Genomic DNA, 15,157 nt, shown 5'->3' on the forward strand with positions numbered 1-15,157 from the left:
ATTTCAATGAAACGTGTGTTCTACGTTCCGAATCAACCGTGGTTCATCGATGACGTCCGCGTACGGGAGGACGGCGAGCTGGTGAGTGCGCTTGCCGGCCTTACTTTCATGCAGGTTCAGGAGAAGTACCCCGGCGCAGTAATCGGCCCCTTGGCGGACACAATGCTGGCGATCGAGGCGATGTGCAAATCCGTTCCGAGGCCGATCGATTCGGTTGACTTCTACTACGCAAAATCATCGCTTGAGAACAAGGGCCGCAAAAGCAATCTGGACACCGAGTCGTTCAAGCTAACCGAACACAAAAATGGTCGGATCACCGCGATCTATGCCCGGGTTGGAACGAGCTACTGGAAGTTCGACGATGTTTGCGATTTGACCCATGACGTCATCATTGAGCGGATCCGCTGCGTTGTGAAATGCAACGAAGAAGCAGAAGGAAAGGTGGCGTGAACCGTAACGCAGCGCTGGCCCACATCAGAGTTGCAGGCTATCACGGAGACGATCGCGAAGCAGTGCGGATCTATACCGAAAGTCGAATGAGTCTTGCCGCCTATAGCACCGCGATTTTGCAAGGCAAGAGCATGCGAAGAAACGGCATTGCGTGCACCTGCCCGAAGTGCAAACCCTGAACAACCGCCCGGCTTAGCCGGGCAACCCTTCTGGAGTGTAATTATGTCTTCAACGCAACCGACAATCATCGACCTGCTGCGAGAAGCCAGAGGCTCGATTAGGTCCAAGGAACACGCGGCGGCTGTCAATCGGGCCGTAGTTTTGCTCAATACCATTCTGAGTTTTCTTGATGGGACTCAATGGAACAGCGAAACCGTCGAGAGCATTGCCACAGCGTTACGAAATGAAGGACTGGACGTTCGGGACTCGATGTAATCATCAGCGAAGGACAATCACGTAAAACAAAGTAAAACCCCGCCTATGCGGGGTTTTCTTATATCGGGATTCGACCAGGGCAAATAGATCTTAATGGATCGAAGATCAGTCAGCCTTGGCTGGTACCTTTGGAGTGATTCGCCGCTTCTTCTGAGATCCAAGAATGTCTGAAATAGCTTTGACCGTTACGGTCATTCCCACACCTTCCAGCGCGTCCTTAATCTCGGATGGCGAATATCCCCGCTTGTTTGCAAGATCCACAATTTGTTCTTTCAGTTCCTGCAGGGCTTCTGCGGTCGAAATCTTTTCCTTGCTCAGATCCGGGAGCTCAGCCAATCGAGCGCCAAAATCCAGAATCTGTGATTGCGTATAAGTTTTTCGCTTAGCCATGCGTCGCATCTCTTTGAATAAAGTGGATCAACTGAGAGCCGAATTTTAGCCCATGCCCACCCGCCCGAACACCCCCCCACTTTGAAGCCGCTTTTACCCTGCCATTCCGATAACGCAACAGATCAAACGCCGTGCCGCCTCGTCCGCATTGGCAAAAGAATTTGAGCGAAGTGCACAGGCGATTTTTGGTTTTCGGCGCACTTGTGTCGAACCCATTGGCCATTTCATTCACTATATACGTCAGCTTGGAATGCCTGCGTAATAAGCAGGAAATGCCATAGTTTGCCGATATTCATAGAGCGGTGTGTCACCGCAGATTTTGCGGCTTAGCGCGGATCAGCGGAAGGGCGAATAGTGAATTCGAGTCTTTCTCAGTCGAGCGGCAGAATCGCCACCCAAACACGTCCAGTTATCTATTCGTCGCATCAGCCCTAATCTTGACTGAAAGCTGTCCAGCGATTGTTAACTGAGGTCTATCGTCGAATCCAGTCGAGCGGCATTTTCGCGGAGAACCTGAGTCATTCTCGTTAGAGCGTCGGCGCGCCGCCGTGCGTCTGCATTGACACAGCCCATTTCAAGCCATGCACCTGCGCAGCTCGTCGATCCATTGCTTTCATGCTGAACACTGGCGTGGCAACAGACTGTGACCACTTCACGCGATGGCCCCGGCAATGGTAGGCTCAGCGCTGAATCTGAGTCGGGCAGCGGGGGAGGACGGATCGCTGAAGGCTCAGGTTGAAATGCGTTTTCATTGTTGGACAGGAAATGTTTTGTGGCCACCGCCCGCACGCGGTCGGATGTCCCCAAAACCCTGATCAGGGCTGCGCCCCGATACCCCGTTGTGTAATGTTGGAAAGCCGTTATGTCGAAAAGCGAAAAGCGTCAGAGAAACAAATGGCTTAAAGCCAGGTGCAATGAAGAGGAGGAGGAGCTGATTCGAGCGAAAGCTGAGGCTGCGGGTTTGACGGTCTCAGATTTACTTCGTAGCTCAGCTCTAAACCGCAGGATTTTGACCCGTACCGACAAACGTCTAATGGGGGAGCTTCTTCGTCTCGGGGGGTTGCAAAAGCATTTGTATAACCAGATGCAGGATGGAATGACTGAAGAGTTAAGTCGTGAGTTTTCGCAAACGTTGGTCGCCTTGAAGAAGGCAGTATTGCTGCTCGATTTGCAGCCCGAGCCTGTTGTCATAGAGAAGAAGTAATGAATGTCATTGTCCCCGAGAAACCGAAAAACGGACGTACCAGTTTCAACAAACTGGTAGCGTACATTAGCGTCCGGGACAACAAGCCACCTGCAAACGATATCGTTACTGACACCCCAAACTCAGCACCATCCCAAGCGAAGAATGAGCTCTTTGATCGTCTTGTGGATTACATCGAGCGAAACGACGCAGTTGAACCGATTATTCGTGATGTTGAGGAGTTTGCCGACGGCAGGCAGCGCGCGCTCGTAGGTGATGTTCCTTGTGAAACCAACTGTTTTTCCTGGGAGACCTCATCGGCTGAAATGAATATGATTGCTGCGCAAAGTCCTCGCTGCGCAGATCCCGTTTACCATTTCATTTTGTCCTGGCAGGAGCATGAAGCGCCGACTAATGCCCAGGTTTTCGAAAGTGCAAAACACTGCATCGATGCCCTAGGGCTGGATGGGCATCAGTATGTGACGGCGATACACTTCGATACCGATAACGTTCATTGCCATGTCGCTGTGAACCGGGTCAATCCCACTACATTCAAAGCTGCAAACATGTGGAACGATGTTGATCGGCTTCAGAAATGCTGTCGCGTCCTGGAGCGTCGGTTCGGCTTCGAACAGGACAATGGCAGTTGGGAATGGAACGATAACGATAAGCTGGTTCCTGCACCTTTCCGGTTTCCTAGTGCGCCACAAGGTGCAGCTAAAACCCAGATATTTTCGGACAAGGAAAGCCTCTTCCACTACTCGGTTCGAACCGTTAGAGATGAGGTCGATCAGATCATTGGACGTAATCTCTCAGACTGGGAACCTGTCCATTTGCTACTGCATAAAAATGGTCTAGGCCTGCGCGAGCAGGGAGGCGGCCTGGTTATCTACGATGCACTCCGCCCTGACAGTTCACCGGTGAAGGCATCGTCTATCCATCCCAGCTTGACGAAGGCTCGACTTGAGCCGCATTACGGCGCTTTCAAGGACGCGCCTTCGTTCACCGCTGTCGATCCACTTGAAGCACAATATGGTGTCTTTGAAACATACCAACCATCGTTCCATCTACGTGATAAAGATGTTCGAACACAGCGGCGTGAGGAACGTGCCGCAGCCCGTGAAGCGCTTAAAGCTCGGTACCAGGTCTACCGTGATTCTTGGTCGAAGCCTGATTTGAATGTGCCGGGAAGACAGCAAGAAATCGCCTCTCGATTTCAGTCAATGAAATTGCATGCTCGACGTTCGTTCAAAGATCCTCTCCTTCGCAAACTCATGTACCGCGTTGCCGAATTTGAGCGTATGAAAGCCATGGCTGAGTTACGCGTTCAGTTACGCCAGGAACGCCAAGAGCTAGCCGATAAAGGAGCCTTTCGGCCACTTGCGTATAAAGTGTGGGTTGAGCAGGAGGCCTTGAAGGGCGACGAAGCCGCAGTAAGCCAACTGCGAGGCTTCGCATACAGAGAAAAACGCAAAGAGCGAGCTATCGAAAAGCACGTTGACGGTATAGTTCGGTTCGCCCCTGCTGATGATACGGCCGTTCTAGATCGCCGTAGTCACGCTACTCAACTCCGTCGTGATGGCACTATCGAGTACCTTCGTTACGGTCGTGTTGGGGTTGTTGATAGAGGGGACCAGGTTGAGATCAGGTCAGGTTTTGACGACCTGGATCAAGAGGCCAATTACAAGATGGCGGCGGGGCTTGCGAGTACGAAAAGTGGCGAGCGTGTTGAGGTTGTCGGCAGTCCTGATTTCGTCGATGAGATGCTATACGCTGGTGTCCGCTTTAACGCTCAGTACGGAGCTGATAAGTTCGCAGTGACTGATTCGGGTCAGCAGGTGCGGTTCCAGTATCTTGAATCAGCGTCTCTGGAGGTCCCACTGGACCATCAGGTTGAGCGACCTGCAGATCGATCCGCGCATGAAGCAGACTTGCATGATGAGAACGAGCCTACGGAATTGAAGCCTCAGCTTTGAGGCTCTGCTGAATGGGTGCGCACTGGGGAGCGTCTTTCGGGTTGATTAAGATCCAGGGTGACAGCTGCAACTTGCAAGGCGCTCCCCAGTGCGCACCCAAGGCGAGAAACTCGACTAGACGTTTCGGTCGATCAATGAAAACAGAAGTGTACCAATCCGCATATCCTTCACATATTGAAACTCCATTAGCGCAGCAGGGTGCCACTGTGGGTCGAGTTGGTATGTATCCCACCCGCTTAACCCTGTGCCAAAAAGCTCCAGTGCACTTTTCGAAAAAGCTGGGTCGCCAAAAATTCGATGAACATCATCTTGGCTTTTGACTTCTTTAAAAGGTTCTGGCAACTCTCCTTCGTACTCTGGTAAATCACTATCCTTTAAAGTTATATATATAACCTCGAAACGTTCGGTTTCGGGCCAGAATACTAACTCTATTCCAGGAACCGGCTCGATCTCTAATGAATCACCGTCTTCGTACAAGCTCTGTAGTGGAAGATTTTTGATTACATGATTTGCAATTAGAGCATCGTATGAACAACCCAGGTTCTTGATTAAACGTTCCATATTTACGGAGTTCATCTGTGCCTCAGACCTGTTGAAATATCCCCGCCAAACGCGCCTCTCGCGCCCAGAAGGGCCGATAAGATGCCGTGAAGCCGCGCTTTTTACCAGCGCTCACGTGGCCTTGTGCTAGTCCTTGCTAAATGGGATCCATTACATGCAGGGCTGGTTCAGCGGATATTAGCTCTTTTTGAGCTACGCGCTTCGAGGATAAGACGCTGTAAGTCTGCTGGATCATCAATTCGATATACCAAATCGACGAGAACTGACCGTAGTTCGTTTACAGCTTGCCAGCGAGCCTCTACCTGTGAGGGAAGGAAGTCGAGCGGCGAGACTCCGAAGAAACTCCCCAATTTGACTAGCTGCTCAGCATCAGGGGCGTAATCACCGCGCTCGTAGCGACTGATCGTGGTCGGCTCCAAATCAAGAGCTTCTGCAAGCGCCGCTTGGGAAATCTGCATCGCTTTGCGGTGGGATCTAATCCTTGACCCAATCAGCGTCCGTATTGGAGATGTCATTTTTCCGCCTGAAATGCGTCAGTTTCGGGCGTGCCCTGCGTTTTGGAATGGCAAAATTGCATTATTTGCATATGTGATTGATAATTTTGTTCAGTGTGCATAGAATCGGTAATGGCTCTGTGCCATTGCAATTTTTCACACTGTACATATAATCCGCCGCCGTCAACATGACGGTCTGGCGACCCTCCCGGGAGGGATCGCGGAAAGGGATGGGCTACGGCGCGTTTGTGGCGGCGCGTGCCCGAACACAGGGGTATAGGGATGTTTCGATGGCACCTGATCACATATAATTTTCATGCATTTCAGAAGGTTACAACGCGGCTTAAGCTTCTCGGCGTAGAGGCATATTCCCCAACAATTGTTCAGGTCAAGAAACGGCGAGATTGCGAAGGGACGCGAAAGACGGAAAAGCCGCTTTTCCCAGGCTACCTCTTTGTGAGAATCAACCCTGAGCTGGTTCACCATTCTGTCATTCTGGACATTGGTGGCGTGAAAGAGTTTGTTCGGTTTGGGGGCGCGATCAGTACCGTTTCCAACGGGTTGGTCGAGGCACTGAAGCATTCAATGCTGCTTCAGATTGACAAAAAGATCATTAACCTGGAATGCCGTAACGTTCCTGCAGAGGTGCTGAACGCGCTTTCTGCAATCAGGCTGATGAAAAATGTGGTTGAGCGTCAAACAGCTCTTTTCGCTTTGCTCAAAAGTGATTCACTGCTAGCCGATGTAGTTGCTCGGCCTTACTCGCAACTGCGTGTCGCATCGATTACTGAGAAGCTCCAGATCGACGAACGACTCTGGTAGCTCTCTGATTTAAAACACCCACACATCGACTTAAGCACACCGCATGCATACGCATAGCGGTGTGTTTGCATTTGTCCGGAGAAAACTTATGGAAACAAAGCCTCGAGGTCGGGCCCCACGGGGAAGCACCTCAACGCGCGTTGTGTATGTGGGAACTGATGGGTACGCCCACCTTCTTGCTGCCGCGATTGCGATCAGCTCTGAAGTAGGGAAGCAAATCACCCCGGCCAAGTTGGCGCGTCATCTGGCTTTCAACATCACGGATGAGACCAAAGCGCGCCTGATCAAGGAAATGCAAAACACAAACGATGAGTAGGCGATACAAGCCAACGCTCAGCTGCGAGGCAATTATGCGAAGCCCCTTTCTTTTAACTGCTCTTGTAGCAGCGATTTCAGGTTGCACATCCCCACCCAAAACAGTCCAGGCTCCTGCTGACAGTTGGGTGGACGAGCAGATTGCGCAAAGCGCATCAGCGATCAGCCTGGCGCAACGCCAGTTGCACCAGACCAGTTCAGCTCCAGCTGCTCCAGCTGTTGTTGCACCGGTTATTGCGAAGACCTCTTCCGCCGTACCTGTAGCCGTCCCCGCTGCGCCGCCAATATCAACAGCTTCGCCGGCTAAGCCGCCGCAAGTTTCGACGACCACCTGGAGTACGCCCAAGCAAGTAGCCTCTGCGCAGCCCTTGCAAACTCCTGGTTCAACTACAGCGCCTTCAAAATCGCAGTCAACGACAACAACCGCGACCAAGGACTTCTCTGTCTCCTCGACGCATGCGCCACCTCCGGTCGTTGCGCCCGTTACTCCTGCAGCTAAGACACCACCTCCGGTAGCAACTCCAAAGCCGGCTGTTCCTGCACCGATTCCCAAGCCTGTATGGATCGCTTCCGAAGGTGAAAGTCTGCGCAAGGTCATCACGGCATGGAGCCAGCGCGCTGGTTACACCCTGTCATGGCGCGCCGAGGATCTTGATTACGGAATCGAAGCACCGTTGCGTTTCGAGGGCAGTTATGAAGAGGCGGTGGCCAGCATCTTTCACCTCTACGACAAAGCCGATCGCTCTTTCATTGTTGACGGTCGGCGTCCGCAACATCGGCTCATCGTCACAGAAGACTTGAAGAAGTCAAAAGGGGCAACACCATGAAAATTCGTACACATGCGGCAGCGCTGACGTTGATTGCGTTGGCAGTAATGCTGGCAGGGTGTGAAATCAAACGCGTCAACGAATCGATGGACCGTGTGGATGCAACTACTGACAAAGCTGATTCGCTTGCGCGGTCTCTGCGTAATCAGAAGTCTTCCTCTCAGTCGTCTGTCGTGTTCACGAACGAGCAGTGGGTCAGCACGAAGCCGCTACCCATCAAGAAGGGGCTACCCCCTTCGCTCGACGTCTCTGTTGAGTACAACGAGACCAAGAACCTGCAGCAGTTTGCTCAATGGGTTAGTGATAACACAGGGATTCCAACCAGAGTTGCACCGGATGCATTGGATTACGGCGCCTCCTACGCGAAAAACAAGACTTCCGGCCGCACTGTTGGGCCGCCCCCAGTAGCCTCAGCTTCAGGCGGTGACCAGATCGCCGACTTATTCCCGGGTTACAGCGGGACGTCCTCTGCTGGAGCGTATGGCGCAGCATCAGCCCCCCTTCATTTCCAAACGGGCAGTGCACAGAAGTACGTTGGTAAGCTCTCGGGGTTGCTTGACAGCAAAACAGGCAGCCTTGGCCTGTCGTGGAAATACGAGCCAGGCAGCGGCAGCATCAAAATTTTCTACCTCGATACGCGCCAGTTCCCCATCTACGCGTTTAACAAGACCGGTAGCTTCAATACTGAAGTGAAGTCCGGAATGTCCGCGTCTGCGGGAACATCCGGATCTGGAGGGAGCAGCGGGCAAGCTAGCTCCGGCGGTTCTGGTGTTTCGGGTGAATCTGGGAGTAATCAGTCGACTCAAACGGTGATGGTCTCATCGCTGATGGACGACATTGAGAACAACGTTAGAAGCATGTTGACCATAGACCGCATGTCTTTTTCGCGGACTACCGGCGTCATGAGTGTTACTGACAGGCCAGACGTTCTTGATCGCGTGTCTGAATATCTGGACACCGAGAATGAAAACATCACCAAGCAGGTGCTGATCAATGTCGAGGTGATTTCTGTCAGCCTCAATGACAAGGACCAGTACGGTATTGACTGGAGCCTGGTTTACAAGTCGGTGAGCGGTAAGTGGGGGTTTGGTCTCAACAACACTTTCCCTGGGATTGATGGCGGTGCAGTCAACAGTACAGTCAGCATTCTCGATACTGCCAGTTCGCCTTGGGCAGGCTCAAAAGCGATCATCCAAGCTCTGTCTCAGCAAGGTCGTGTGTCCTCTTACCGTGCCCCATCGGTGACGACCCTGAACTTGCAAACGGCACCGCTGCAGATCGGTCGAGTCAGGGGTTATCTCGCATCAAGTTCTCAAACCCAGTCCGCAAACGTTGGGTCTACAACGTCATTGACACCCGGATCCATCACATCTGGCTTCAACATGCAGATGCAGCCTTTGGTGATGCCTCGAGACAAGTTGCTGCTGCAGCTGGCCGTCAACATGAGCAGTGATCCAGTCTTTGGCGAAGTTTCCAGCGGCGGCTCGAAAGTCCAAACCCCCAATTACGACATCCAGATTCTTAACCAGTCCGTGAAGCTTCGAAATGGGCAGACCTTGGTGTTGAGCGGGTTTGATCAAATTACCGAAGACGCAAACAAGTCCGGTACAGGAAGCGCGAGCAACTTCTGGTTTGGCGGAGGCGGTACGCGGAAATCATCACGGGATGTGGTTGTACTGATTATCACCCCGATAGTCTTGGAGTGACTTATGCATCCAACGTCTGGCTCTGAGATCAATATCGTCAGGATCAACGGCAAACCATTCGTTTCCGGGCTTGTGTGGGAACCGCTTAAGCAACGTGCCTACATGCGCGAGGCCCGGGAAATTGGCAAGCGCGAGTCGATGGACATCGTTGCAATCCGATTAGGGTTCATGGCTCAAGCCGGTTTTGTCAAAAAAGACAACGGTGTAACGAAAGGCCTGTACTCGCTCGCCGCTTCACTGGCCGGTCAAATCAAGCATGACTCATGGCTCGGCGCCTTTGCTCTACCGTCGGGCCAATTCGCTTTAGTGGCGGTATTCAATGGGTTGGTCGTTCCTGGTGGCGACTATGTAGGCGATCGACTTGAGGTTCTTTACCGTCTCAAGGAGATGGATAGTCAGCCTAATGTCATGGAGTTTCGCGAGGTTTTTGCTCCTGACGATTTCGAGTGTCGCGGCCGTCCACTGGACATTGAGGAGCTACTTAAGCCCGAAGTATTGCGCAAGGAATACGAGCTAAAGCAGCTGACGTTCGGTCTCACAAAGCGCGAAATCCTGCAGATCGGCGCTGCCCTAACATTTCTGTTGGTGCTGGTGATCTGTTACAGCCAGTGGCAGGCCTACCAGGCCAGAGAGGCAGCCATAGCGGCGAAGCAGGCGGCGCTCAAGCGTCAAAAGGAATTGGACGACCTCAACGCCCGAGCCGGGGCCCAGCAGACAGTGCAAGCACTTAAGCATCCCTGGGCCACACAGCCGGCAGTGGTTGATTTTCTCAATGGCTGTCAGGCGGCAATCGATTCGCTACCTCTGTCAGTCGGTGGTTGGACATTTGAGTCGGCCCTATGCACCTCGACGGCATTTGAATCCGTTTATGGAAGGTCCGGTAAAACGACGTTCAACGAGTTTGCCCAGGCGACAAAAGGACGTTTTCCTAACCCACCGGTGTTAATGGAGGGGGCAGACCGAGCCGGACTCGGGGACGTGGTCGGTATGGGAGCCGGCGGCGACGACGACCTGATGCCGTTCGAAGAATTGCAGGCAGATTTCACTTCCTACCTGCAGCAGCTCGATCTGAAAGCGGACATGGCTGAAGTGCCAGTCGTAGTGCCGCCGCCACCGCCACTCCCGGGTGGGGAAACGCCTCCTCCTGCACCCCGCCCAGACTGGAAGCAGTTCAGCTTTTCGCTGACATCACCGTATACCCCGCAATACCTCTTCGCCGGGCTGAATCTAAAAGGTGTGCGCCTGGTTGAAATATCTGTGGTTCGTCAGGGCCCCCAGCTCAGCTGGAGCCTGAAGGGAGAAATCTATGCGCATTAATTCATTACTGCTGGCGGCGCTGTTTTTGCCGCGAATGGCACTTTGTGCTGAGCCAACGGAGTTGCACACCGTTGGAGAACTGTCGGCAGTTCAGAGTGACACCATTCTTTATCAAGCCAAGGCGGCGCGTGCCGAGGCCTTGGGGAAGCTGCAGGAGAACGCAAACAAAGCCGGCGTGGACCTTACGCAAATTCGCACGACTGCGAACGCTGCGCCTTCGGTTATCGCGTCAGACTTACCAACCGTAACGGGAGTCTCGGGCGTAGGTGGGCGGCTCTTCGCGACGCTTCTGTATCCCAATGGCACCACGCTGAGAGCGAAATCCGGCGAGAAGCTACCCGGTGGTTTTCTCGCCTCTGAGGTGAGTATTGATCGGGTGGTGTTGACCATCGGTGATCGGCGAATACCGCTGCAATTCGGCGTTGCTACTCCACCGGCACCAGTACCCCAGGGTGGCATGCAGATGTCATTGCCAGGAACGATGGCGCCCCCTATGCCTATGCGTTGAGGATTTGCTCATGAATCAACTGACAAGTGTTCCGGATTTACCGATTACCACGTTGTCTGGCGAAGGACAGCTATTCGCCGCCCATGAGGATGTTCGTCAGATGCTCTGTCTGACCAGTGACTATGTGCTGCACGTTGTCGAGGGCTACGGGGCAAATCAGTTTGTTCTGGCGTTTAAAGAGAAGGTGCGCAGGGCAGGGCATCGGGTTGAATTAAAATACGTTTCGCCGGAAGCGATCAAAGCTCTATATGGGACTGTATTGAGCGTCGCCGGGAAAAACCAGTCGACATCGACGTTATCCGGCAAGGGTAAGCATGAAGAAGTCATTGAACTCTTGAACAAAGGGACCAAGAGCGGCGCAAGTGACATTCATTTTTTCGCTTCCCCAGACGGACACCATGTGCGTTTCCGAGTGCATGGCCAACTGGAGACGGTCGCGTCATATGTGGGTGTTGACGGCAATCGGGTTCTGTCATCGATTTACGAAACCATGTGTGAATCAACTGGTGATAGCTGGAAGCCAGAAGACAAGCAGGATGGTCGGCTGCGCAGCGAGTTTGTAACGAGGTGCGGCTTATTCGGTGCACGAATTGCAACGCGGCCTACGTTGAACGGACCATGGATGGCCATGCGTCTACTGTATGACAGTGGCAAACAGCGAACGCTGACAGAAATGGGTTATTTGCCATCGCAAATTGAGACACTGACTCGGCTGGTACATCGAAAGGACGGCATGGTACTGCTGACTGGCACTACAGGGTCGGGCAAGTCCAGTAGCATTCAAACATTGCTCGGGATGCTGATGGAGGCAATGGACTTTTCGATTAACTTGGTGACGGTTGAAAACCCTGTTGAGTACCGTATCAAAGGAGCTAATCAGACTCCTTTGGGGCCGAGAGAAAAATGGGATGAAGCGATCACTAATCTGATGCGTCTGGATCCTGATGTCTTGCTGATTGGTGAGGTAAGGGATCGGGCATCACTAATGGCCGCAATTCAGGCCGTATTGACTGGTCATGGTGCTTGGTCGACTCTCCACGTTAACGCAGCTGCTGCAGCCTTCCAGCGCCTGGGTGACCTGGGTGTTGATGATAACCTGCTCTACGACCCGGCATTGATCAAAGGCTTGGTTAACCAGTCATTGGCACGAGTCTTGTGTCCGGCTTGCAAAGAACCTTATGAGTCACGGCGTTCTGCTCTCGCAAATGATATACGCGAGCGAATCGATCACCTATGCATCCCCGAGCAAGTCTTTCTCAAGGGCGAGGGTTGCACCGTTTGCCAAGGTCGGGGGGTTGTCGATCGGACGGCAGTTGCTGAGATCATTACGCCGAACCTTGATTACATGGAGTTGTTTCGTAAGGGGGGGCGCGCTGCCGCGCAAGTGTATTGGGTGAAAGAGTTGGGCGGTGTCACGAAAAACCAACACTTAATCCAGCGTATCAATGAGGGACTAATCGACCCAACGCATGGCGAGCGTGATGTCTGCCAACTTGATGAAGATGTTATGACCCTGGGCGGTGCCGCATGAGAGAGCGTATATATGACCTTCTTGCTGCGGTGACCATGCGTTATTCGAGCAGCACTCGTATCAACTTTTATGAAGGCTTTCAGAATTTAGTCGAAAACGGTGTAAGCCCAAACGATGCGCTGAAGGATCTGAATTTGATTTGGAGTGATGGCGGGAAAAAGCCCAACGAACCTCTAGCGATTTTCAGTAGGGACCTGATGATTCACTTGGTCGACGGGATGCCACTTAGCCAAGCTTTAACACGTTGGGTACCTTATGAAGAGGCATCGTTAATCGCGGCCGGAAGCCGTGGGGCAGGATTGAGCCAGGCCTGCGACGACGTGGTTCGGGTGATTGATGCTCAACAGCAAATTCGTGGAGCATTAGCCTCAGCCGTTATGTATCCAAGCTTTCTAGCATTGCCATTGGGCACATTGTTGTGGATGGTTTCGGATCAAATGGTTCCAGTCATGGCGAAGGTGTCTGATCCCGCGAAGTGGACTGGAAGCTCAGGCGCGCTTTATCTGGTCTCCAATCTGACCACTAACTACGGTGTTCTGTTCATTTGCGGGCTTTTTCTTTTAGCTATTGCATTCATTGTCAGCCTGCCGCGTTGGACAGGTGCTTTACGCGCAGCTGTAGACAACGGACCTTTCTATGCAACCTATCGTATGGTTCACGGATCGGTGTTCCTTCTGAACCTTGCAGTGATGATGCGGGCAGGGAGCGGTCCAAACGAAGCGTTGAAAACCCTTGCGGAGTACGCAAATCCTTGGCTTAAAGAGCGCATAGCCGGTGCGAGACATGGACTGGACAAGGGAGATAACTTAGGTGTTGCTCTTGAAAATTCGGGTTTCAACTTTCCTGATAAAAAGGCCATTCAGTTCATTCGGATTCTGGCAGGGCGCGATGGGTTTCCAGAGGCCATCAATAAGTATGCTGCCCGGTGGCTCGCCAGCAGTATTAAAAAACTTCAGTTGTTAGCAAAAGTATCCTTTGCTGTAGGCATGTTAGTTATTGGTGTCGTAATGGGGCTAATCGTGACCGGCACACAGGATATGCAGAACAATTTCGAACGCGCTTCTGTACGAGCTTCAAAGTAACTCTTAACTATTAAGGAAATAATGATGAAACACCAAATTTCGGTCGGGCGTGCAACTGTGGGCGATCAAGAAAAAACCTTACTTGGCGAGCGTATGCGCAAGCAGCGCGGAGCTAGCGGTATTGAAATGGTCGTCGTCATCTTTGTCGGCTTGCTGATTCTGCTGGCGGGAATGGTCTGGTGGCCCAAACTCACTGGTAGCCAAAAGAACAGCAGTGAACTGGAGAACATTACTACAATACAAACCAACATCTTAACTTTGAAGACTGCGAGCGGTTTTGGTCCTTCAGGCTCGAATTTGATTCCGTCTCTGATTACTAGCGATGGAATTCCAACGTCAATGCAAAAAACCAGCACCACCGTCTTTAACTCTTGGGGCGGGGCTGTCACCGCGGTTTCTACGGGGATGGGCTATACAAACTCAGTCGCAGCAGTACCTGATTCAAGCTGCATCTTCCTTGCGACTAAAGTGGCATTAACCAATGCCATGACTCTTAAAATCAACGGCGGATCTGCTTTGAGTGGTGAGGTTGATTCAATCACCGCAACTTCTGCATGTAATGCCGGCAGCAACACTCTGGCCTGGTCCGGACGCTGATGGACATTCTGCAAAGCAGTCTCTCAAATAGTGACTTTATCGATCTGTATGTTAGTAACAGCTTTGCAGACGTAAAAGGGCTTGCGAGTGTCGATGACACTCGCGTGCCTGTACCTGAAAGCTGGAATGAAGATGTAGCTAAAGTCTTAGCTTTGTGTCGGGACAGGCAGATCGAAGTAGGTGGTCCAGAGTTCTCCATAAATTACCAAGGAAAGTTGTATCGAGTCACACACCTTGAAAGTACGGAGCCAGGCGGCGCCTATGTTCTTCGTCAATCGAAAATTGAGATTCGCGACTTTAGAAGTCTCGGTATCCCGAAGCACTTCGCGGATGTTTTGGTCGCAGAGAAGTCCAAGGGGTTGGTTCTCTTCTGTGGCGGATTCGGCGTTGGAAAGACAACCACAGCAGCGTCGTGGTTAGTCGAACGCCATCGTCAACACGGAGGTGTTTCGCTGGCGATTCAAGATCCAGTTGAGGCGCTGGTCGATGGCGTACATGGCAAAGGCCGTTGCATCGTGATCAATGCCTCCCGCCAGAACGGCGGGTACACCGAACATTTGATCAGGGGTCTCAGGTCTGGAGTTGACTTTATGTTCTTAGGTGAAATCCGGGAGCCTGCTACGGCGTTTGAATGCCTTATGGCGGGCTCAAACGGTGAACTGATAGGCACTACATTCCATGCTGCTGGAATTCCGGAGGGACTTGAACGCCTCGTTTCGATGGGCGGTGAGAGAGTTGCCAAACTTCTTGCTGACAGTTTGCTGGGTGTCGTTTGGCAGGATCGAATCAGAGAACGTGATCACAATGGCAAGGCAGTTACCCGAATTATGGTGAAGACCCTGCTGGTAAGTGGTGAAAATGCCTCGACCGTTAGGGAAAAAATTCGAAGTGGAAAAATATCGTCCCTGCAGCAGGAAATCGAGCAGCAGGCCATGCGTGGTTTTTGGAAAAACTAATGGTTAA

At 52.3% G+C, this 15,157-nt stretch carries 17 protein-coding genes; 13 read left to right on the plus strand and 4 right to left on the minus strand.

The genetic code is table 11. The features are described from left to right. Both M0814_RS26575 and M0814_RS26580 read left to right on the plus strand, forming a co-directional pair. Positions 1-450, plus strand: a 450-nt coding sequence (locus M0814_RS26575) for a hypothetical protein (RefSeq protein WP_247868537.1), incomplete at its 5' end; no start/stop codon positions are given. After that, a complete protein-coding gene (locus M0814_RS26580; protein ID WP_146774727.1) occupies positions 447-629 on the plus strand; it encodes a hypothetical protein in 183 nt (60 codons plus the stop codon). The genes M0814_RS26575 and M0814_RS26580, both read left to right, overlap by 4 nt. 361 nt (positions 630-990) lie before the next feature. On the opposite strand, the gene M0814_RS26585 is transcribed toward M0814_RS26580, so the two are convergent. Further along, positions 991-1,275 carry a mobilization protein gene (locus tag M0814_RS26585; protein ID WP_103486371.1) on the minus strand — a complete coding sequence of 95 codons (285 nt, stop codon included), beginning with the start codon at positions 1,273-1,275 and terminating at the stop codon, positions 991-993. A gap of 862 nt (positions 1,276-2,137) precedes the next feature. On the opposite strand from M0814_RS26585, the gene mobA reads away from it, so the two are divergent. Then, positions 2,138-2,479 (plus strand): plasmid mobilization protein MobA, encoded by a 342-nt coding sequence (gene mobA, locus M0814_RS26590; protein WP_103486370.1) that lies wholly within the window; start codon positions 2,138-2,140, stop codon positions 2,477-2,479. Continuing rightward, positions 2,479-4,434 (plus strand): TraI/MobA(P) family conjugative relaxase, encoded by a 1,956-nt coding sequence (gene traI / locus M0814_RS26595; RefSeq protein WP_103486369.1) that lies wholly within the window; start codon positions 2,479-2,481, stop codon positions 4,432-4,434. The genes mobA and traI overlap by 1 nt, the downstream gene beginning before the upstream one ends. A 114-nt stretch (positions 4,435-4,548) precedes the next feature. Here traI and M0814_RS26600 read toward each other — a convergent pair whose 3' ends face one another. Further along, on the minus strand, positions 4,549-4,995 hold the full coding sequence (locus M0814_RS26600; protein ID WP_247868538.1) for a DUF6392 family protein: 447 nt from the start codon (positions 4,993-4,995) through the stop codon (positions 4,549-4,551). A 167-nt stretch (positions 4,996-5,162) separates the two neighbouring features. Beyond that, positions 5,163-5,510 carry a helix-turn-helix transcriptional regulator gene (locus M0814_RS26605; RefSeq protein WP_103486367.1) on the minus strand — a complete coding sequence of 116 codons (348 nt, stop codon included), beginning with the start codon at positions 5,508-5,510 and terminating at the stop codon, positions 5,163-5,165. A gap of 261 nt (positions 5,511-5,771) precedes the next feature. On the opposite strand from M0814_RS26605, the gene M0814_RS26610 reads away from it, so the two are divergent. Beyond that, positions 5,772-6,311 (plus strand): transcription termination/antitermination NusG family protein, encoded by a 540-nt coding sequence (locus tag M0814_RS26610; protein ID WP_103486366.1) that lies wholly within the window; start codon positions 5,772-5,774, stop codon positions 6,309-6,311. A gap of 130 nt (positions 6,312-6,441) precedes the next feature. On the opposite strand, the gene M0814_RS26615 is transcribed toward M0814_RS26610, so the two are convergent. Beyond that, positions 6,442-6,972: a hypothetical protein gene (locus M0814_RS26615; protein ID WP_247868540.1), complete on the minus strand. Its 531-nt coding sequence runs from the start codon at positions 6,970-6,972 to the stop codon at positions 6,442-6,444. A 22-nt stretch (positions 6,973-6,994) separates the two neighbouring features. Here M0814_RS26615 and M0814_RS26620 point away from each other — a divergent pair, with 22 nt between their 5' ends. The 8 genes from M0814_RS26620 to M0814_RS26655 are packed head-to-tail and all read left to right on the plus strand — an operon-like array spanning position 6,995 to position 15,150. Continuing rightward, the gene (locus tag M0814_RS26620) at positions 6,995-7,453 is read left to right on the plus strand and encodes a TcpQ domain-containing protein (protein WP_247868541.1); all 459 of its coding nucleotides are present in this window, start codon (positions 6,995-6,997) and stop codon (positions 7,451-7,453) included. Continuing rightward, positions 7,450-9,159: a PilN family type IVB pilus formation outer membrane protein gene (locus tag M0814_RS26625; RefSeq protein ID WP_177434785.1), complete on the plus strand. Its 1,710-nt coding sequence runs from the start codon at positions 7,450-7,452 to the stop codon at positions 9,157-9,159. Before M0814_RS26620 ends, M0814_RS26625 begins: the two co-directional genes overlap by 4 nt. Positions 9,160-9,162: 3 nt before the next feature. Continuing rightward, positions 9,163-10,476: a type 4b pilus protein PilO2 gene (pilO2, locus tag M0814_RS26630; RefSeq protein WP_103486364.1), complete on the plus strand. Its 1,314-nt coding sequence runs from the start codon at positions 9,163-9,165 to the stop codon at positions 10,474-10,476. Next, positions 10,466-10,984 carry a type IV pilus biogenesis protein PilP gene (pilP, locus tag M0814_RS26635; protein ID WP_103486363.1) on the plus strand — a complete coding sequence of 173 codons (519 nt, stop codon included), beginning with the start codon at positions 10,466-10,468 and terminating at the stop codon, positions 10,982-10,984. The genes pilO2 and pilP overlap by 11 nt, the downstream gene beginning before the upstream one ends. A gap of 10 nt (positions 10,985-10,994) precedes the next feature. Further along, the gene (locus M0814_RS26640; RefSeq protein ID WP_103486362.1) at positions 10,995-12,515 is read left to right on the plus strand and encodes an ATPase, T2SS/T4P/T4SS family; all 1,521 of its coding nucleotides are present in this window, start codon (positions 10,995-10,997) and stop codon (positions 12,513-12,515) included. Continuing rightward, complete coding sequence (locus tag M0814_RS26645; RefSeq protein WP_103486361.1) at positions 12,512-13,597, plus strand: type II secretion system F family protein; 1,086 nt, start codon at positions 12,512-12,514, stop codon at positions 13,595-13,597. The genes M0814_RS26640 and M0814_RS26645 overlap by 4 nt, the downstream gene beginning before the upstream one ends. Before the next feature lie 24 nt (positions 13,598-13,621). Then, the gene (locus tag M0814_RS26650) at positions 13,622-14,194 is read left to right on the plus strand and encodes a type 4 pilus major pilin (RefSeq protein ID WP_158547280.1); all 573 of its coding nucleotides are present in this window, start codon (positions 13,622-13,624) and stop codon (positions 14,192-14,194) included. Then, entirely contained in the window at positions 14,194-15,150 is a 957-nt protein-coding gene (locus tag M0814_RS26655; protein WP_103486359.1) for an ATPase, T2SS/T4P/T4SS family, read from the plus strand. Before M0814_RS26650 ends, M0814_RS26655 begins: the two co-directional genes overlap by 1 nt. Positions 15,151-15,157 lie beyond the last annotated feature (7 nt).

The organism is Pseudomonas sp. MWU12-2020 (genome assembly GCF_023100605.1).
Classification (GTDB): domain Bacteria; phylum Pseudomonadota; class Gammaproteobacteria; order Pseudomonadales; family Pseudomonadaceae; genus Aquipseudomonas; species Aquipseudomonas fluorescens_H.

Coding starts and splice junctions, on each gene's coding strand:
- M0814_RS26585 (WP_103486371.1), bottom strand. CDS start 1,275: ATGGCTAAGCGAAAAACTTATACGCAATCACAGATTCTGGATTTTGGC.
- mobA (WP_103486370.1), top strand. CDS start 2,138: ATGTCGAAAAGCGAAAAGCGTCAGAGAAACAAATGGCTTAAAGCCAGG.
- traI (WP_103486369.1), top strand. CDS start 2,479: ATGAATGTCATTGTCCCCGAGAAACCGAAAAACGGACGTACCAGTTTC.
- M0814_RS26600 (WP_247868538.1), bottom strand. CDS start 4,995: ATGGAACGTTTAATCAAGAACCTGGGTTGTTCATACGATGCTCTAATT.
- M0814_RS26605 (WP_103486367.1), bottom strand. CDS start 5,510: ATGACATCTCCAATACGGACGCTGATTGGGTCAAGGATTAGATCCCAC.
- M0814_RS26610 (WP_103486366.1), top strand. CDS start 5,772: ATGTTTCGATGGCACCTGATCACATATAATTTTCATGCATTTCAGAAG.
- M0814_RS26625 (WP_177434785.1), top strand. CDS start 7,450: ATGAAAATTCGTACACATGCGGCAGCGCTGACGTTGATTGCGTTGGCA.
- pilO2 (WP_103486364.1), top strand. CDS start 9,163: ATGCATCCAACGTCTGGCTCTGAGATCAATATCGTCAGGATCAACGGC.
- pilP (WP_103486363.1), top strand. CDS start 10,466: ATGCGCATTAATTCATTACTGCTGGCGGCGCTGTTTTTGCCGCGAATG.
- M0814_RS26640 (WP_103486362.1), top strand. CDS start 10,995: ATGAATCAACTGACAAGTGTTCCGGATTTACCGATTACCACGTTGTCT.
- M0814_RS26645 (WP_103486361.1), top strand. CDS start 12,512: ATGAGAGAGCGTATATATGACCTTCTTGCTGCGGTGACCATGCGTTAT.
- M0814_RS26650 (WP_158547280.1), top strand. CDS start 13,622: ATGAAACACCAAATTTCGGTCGGGCGTGCAACTGTGGGCGATCAAGAA.
- M0814_RS26655 (WP_103486359.1), top strand. CDS start 14,194: ATGGACATTCTGCAAAGCAGTCTCTCAAATAGTGACTTTATCGATCTG.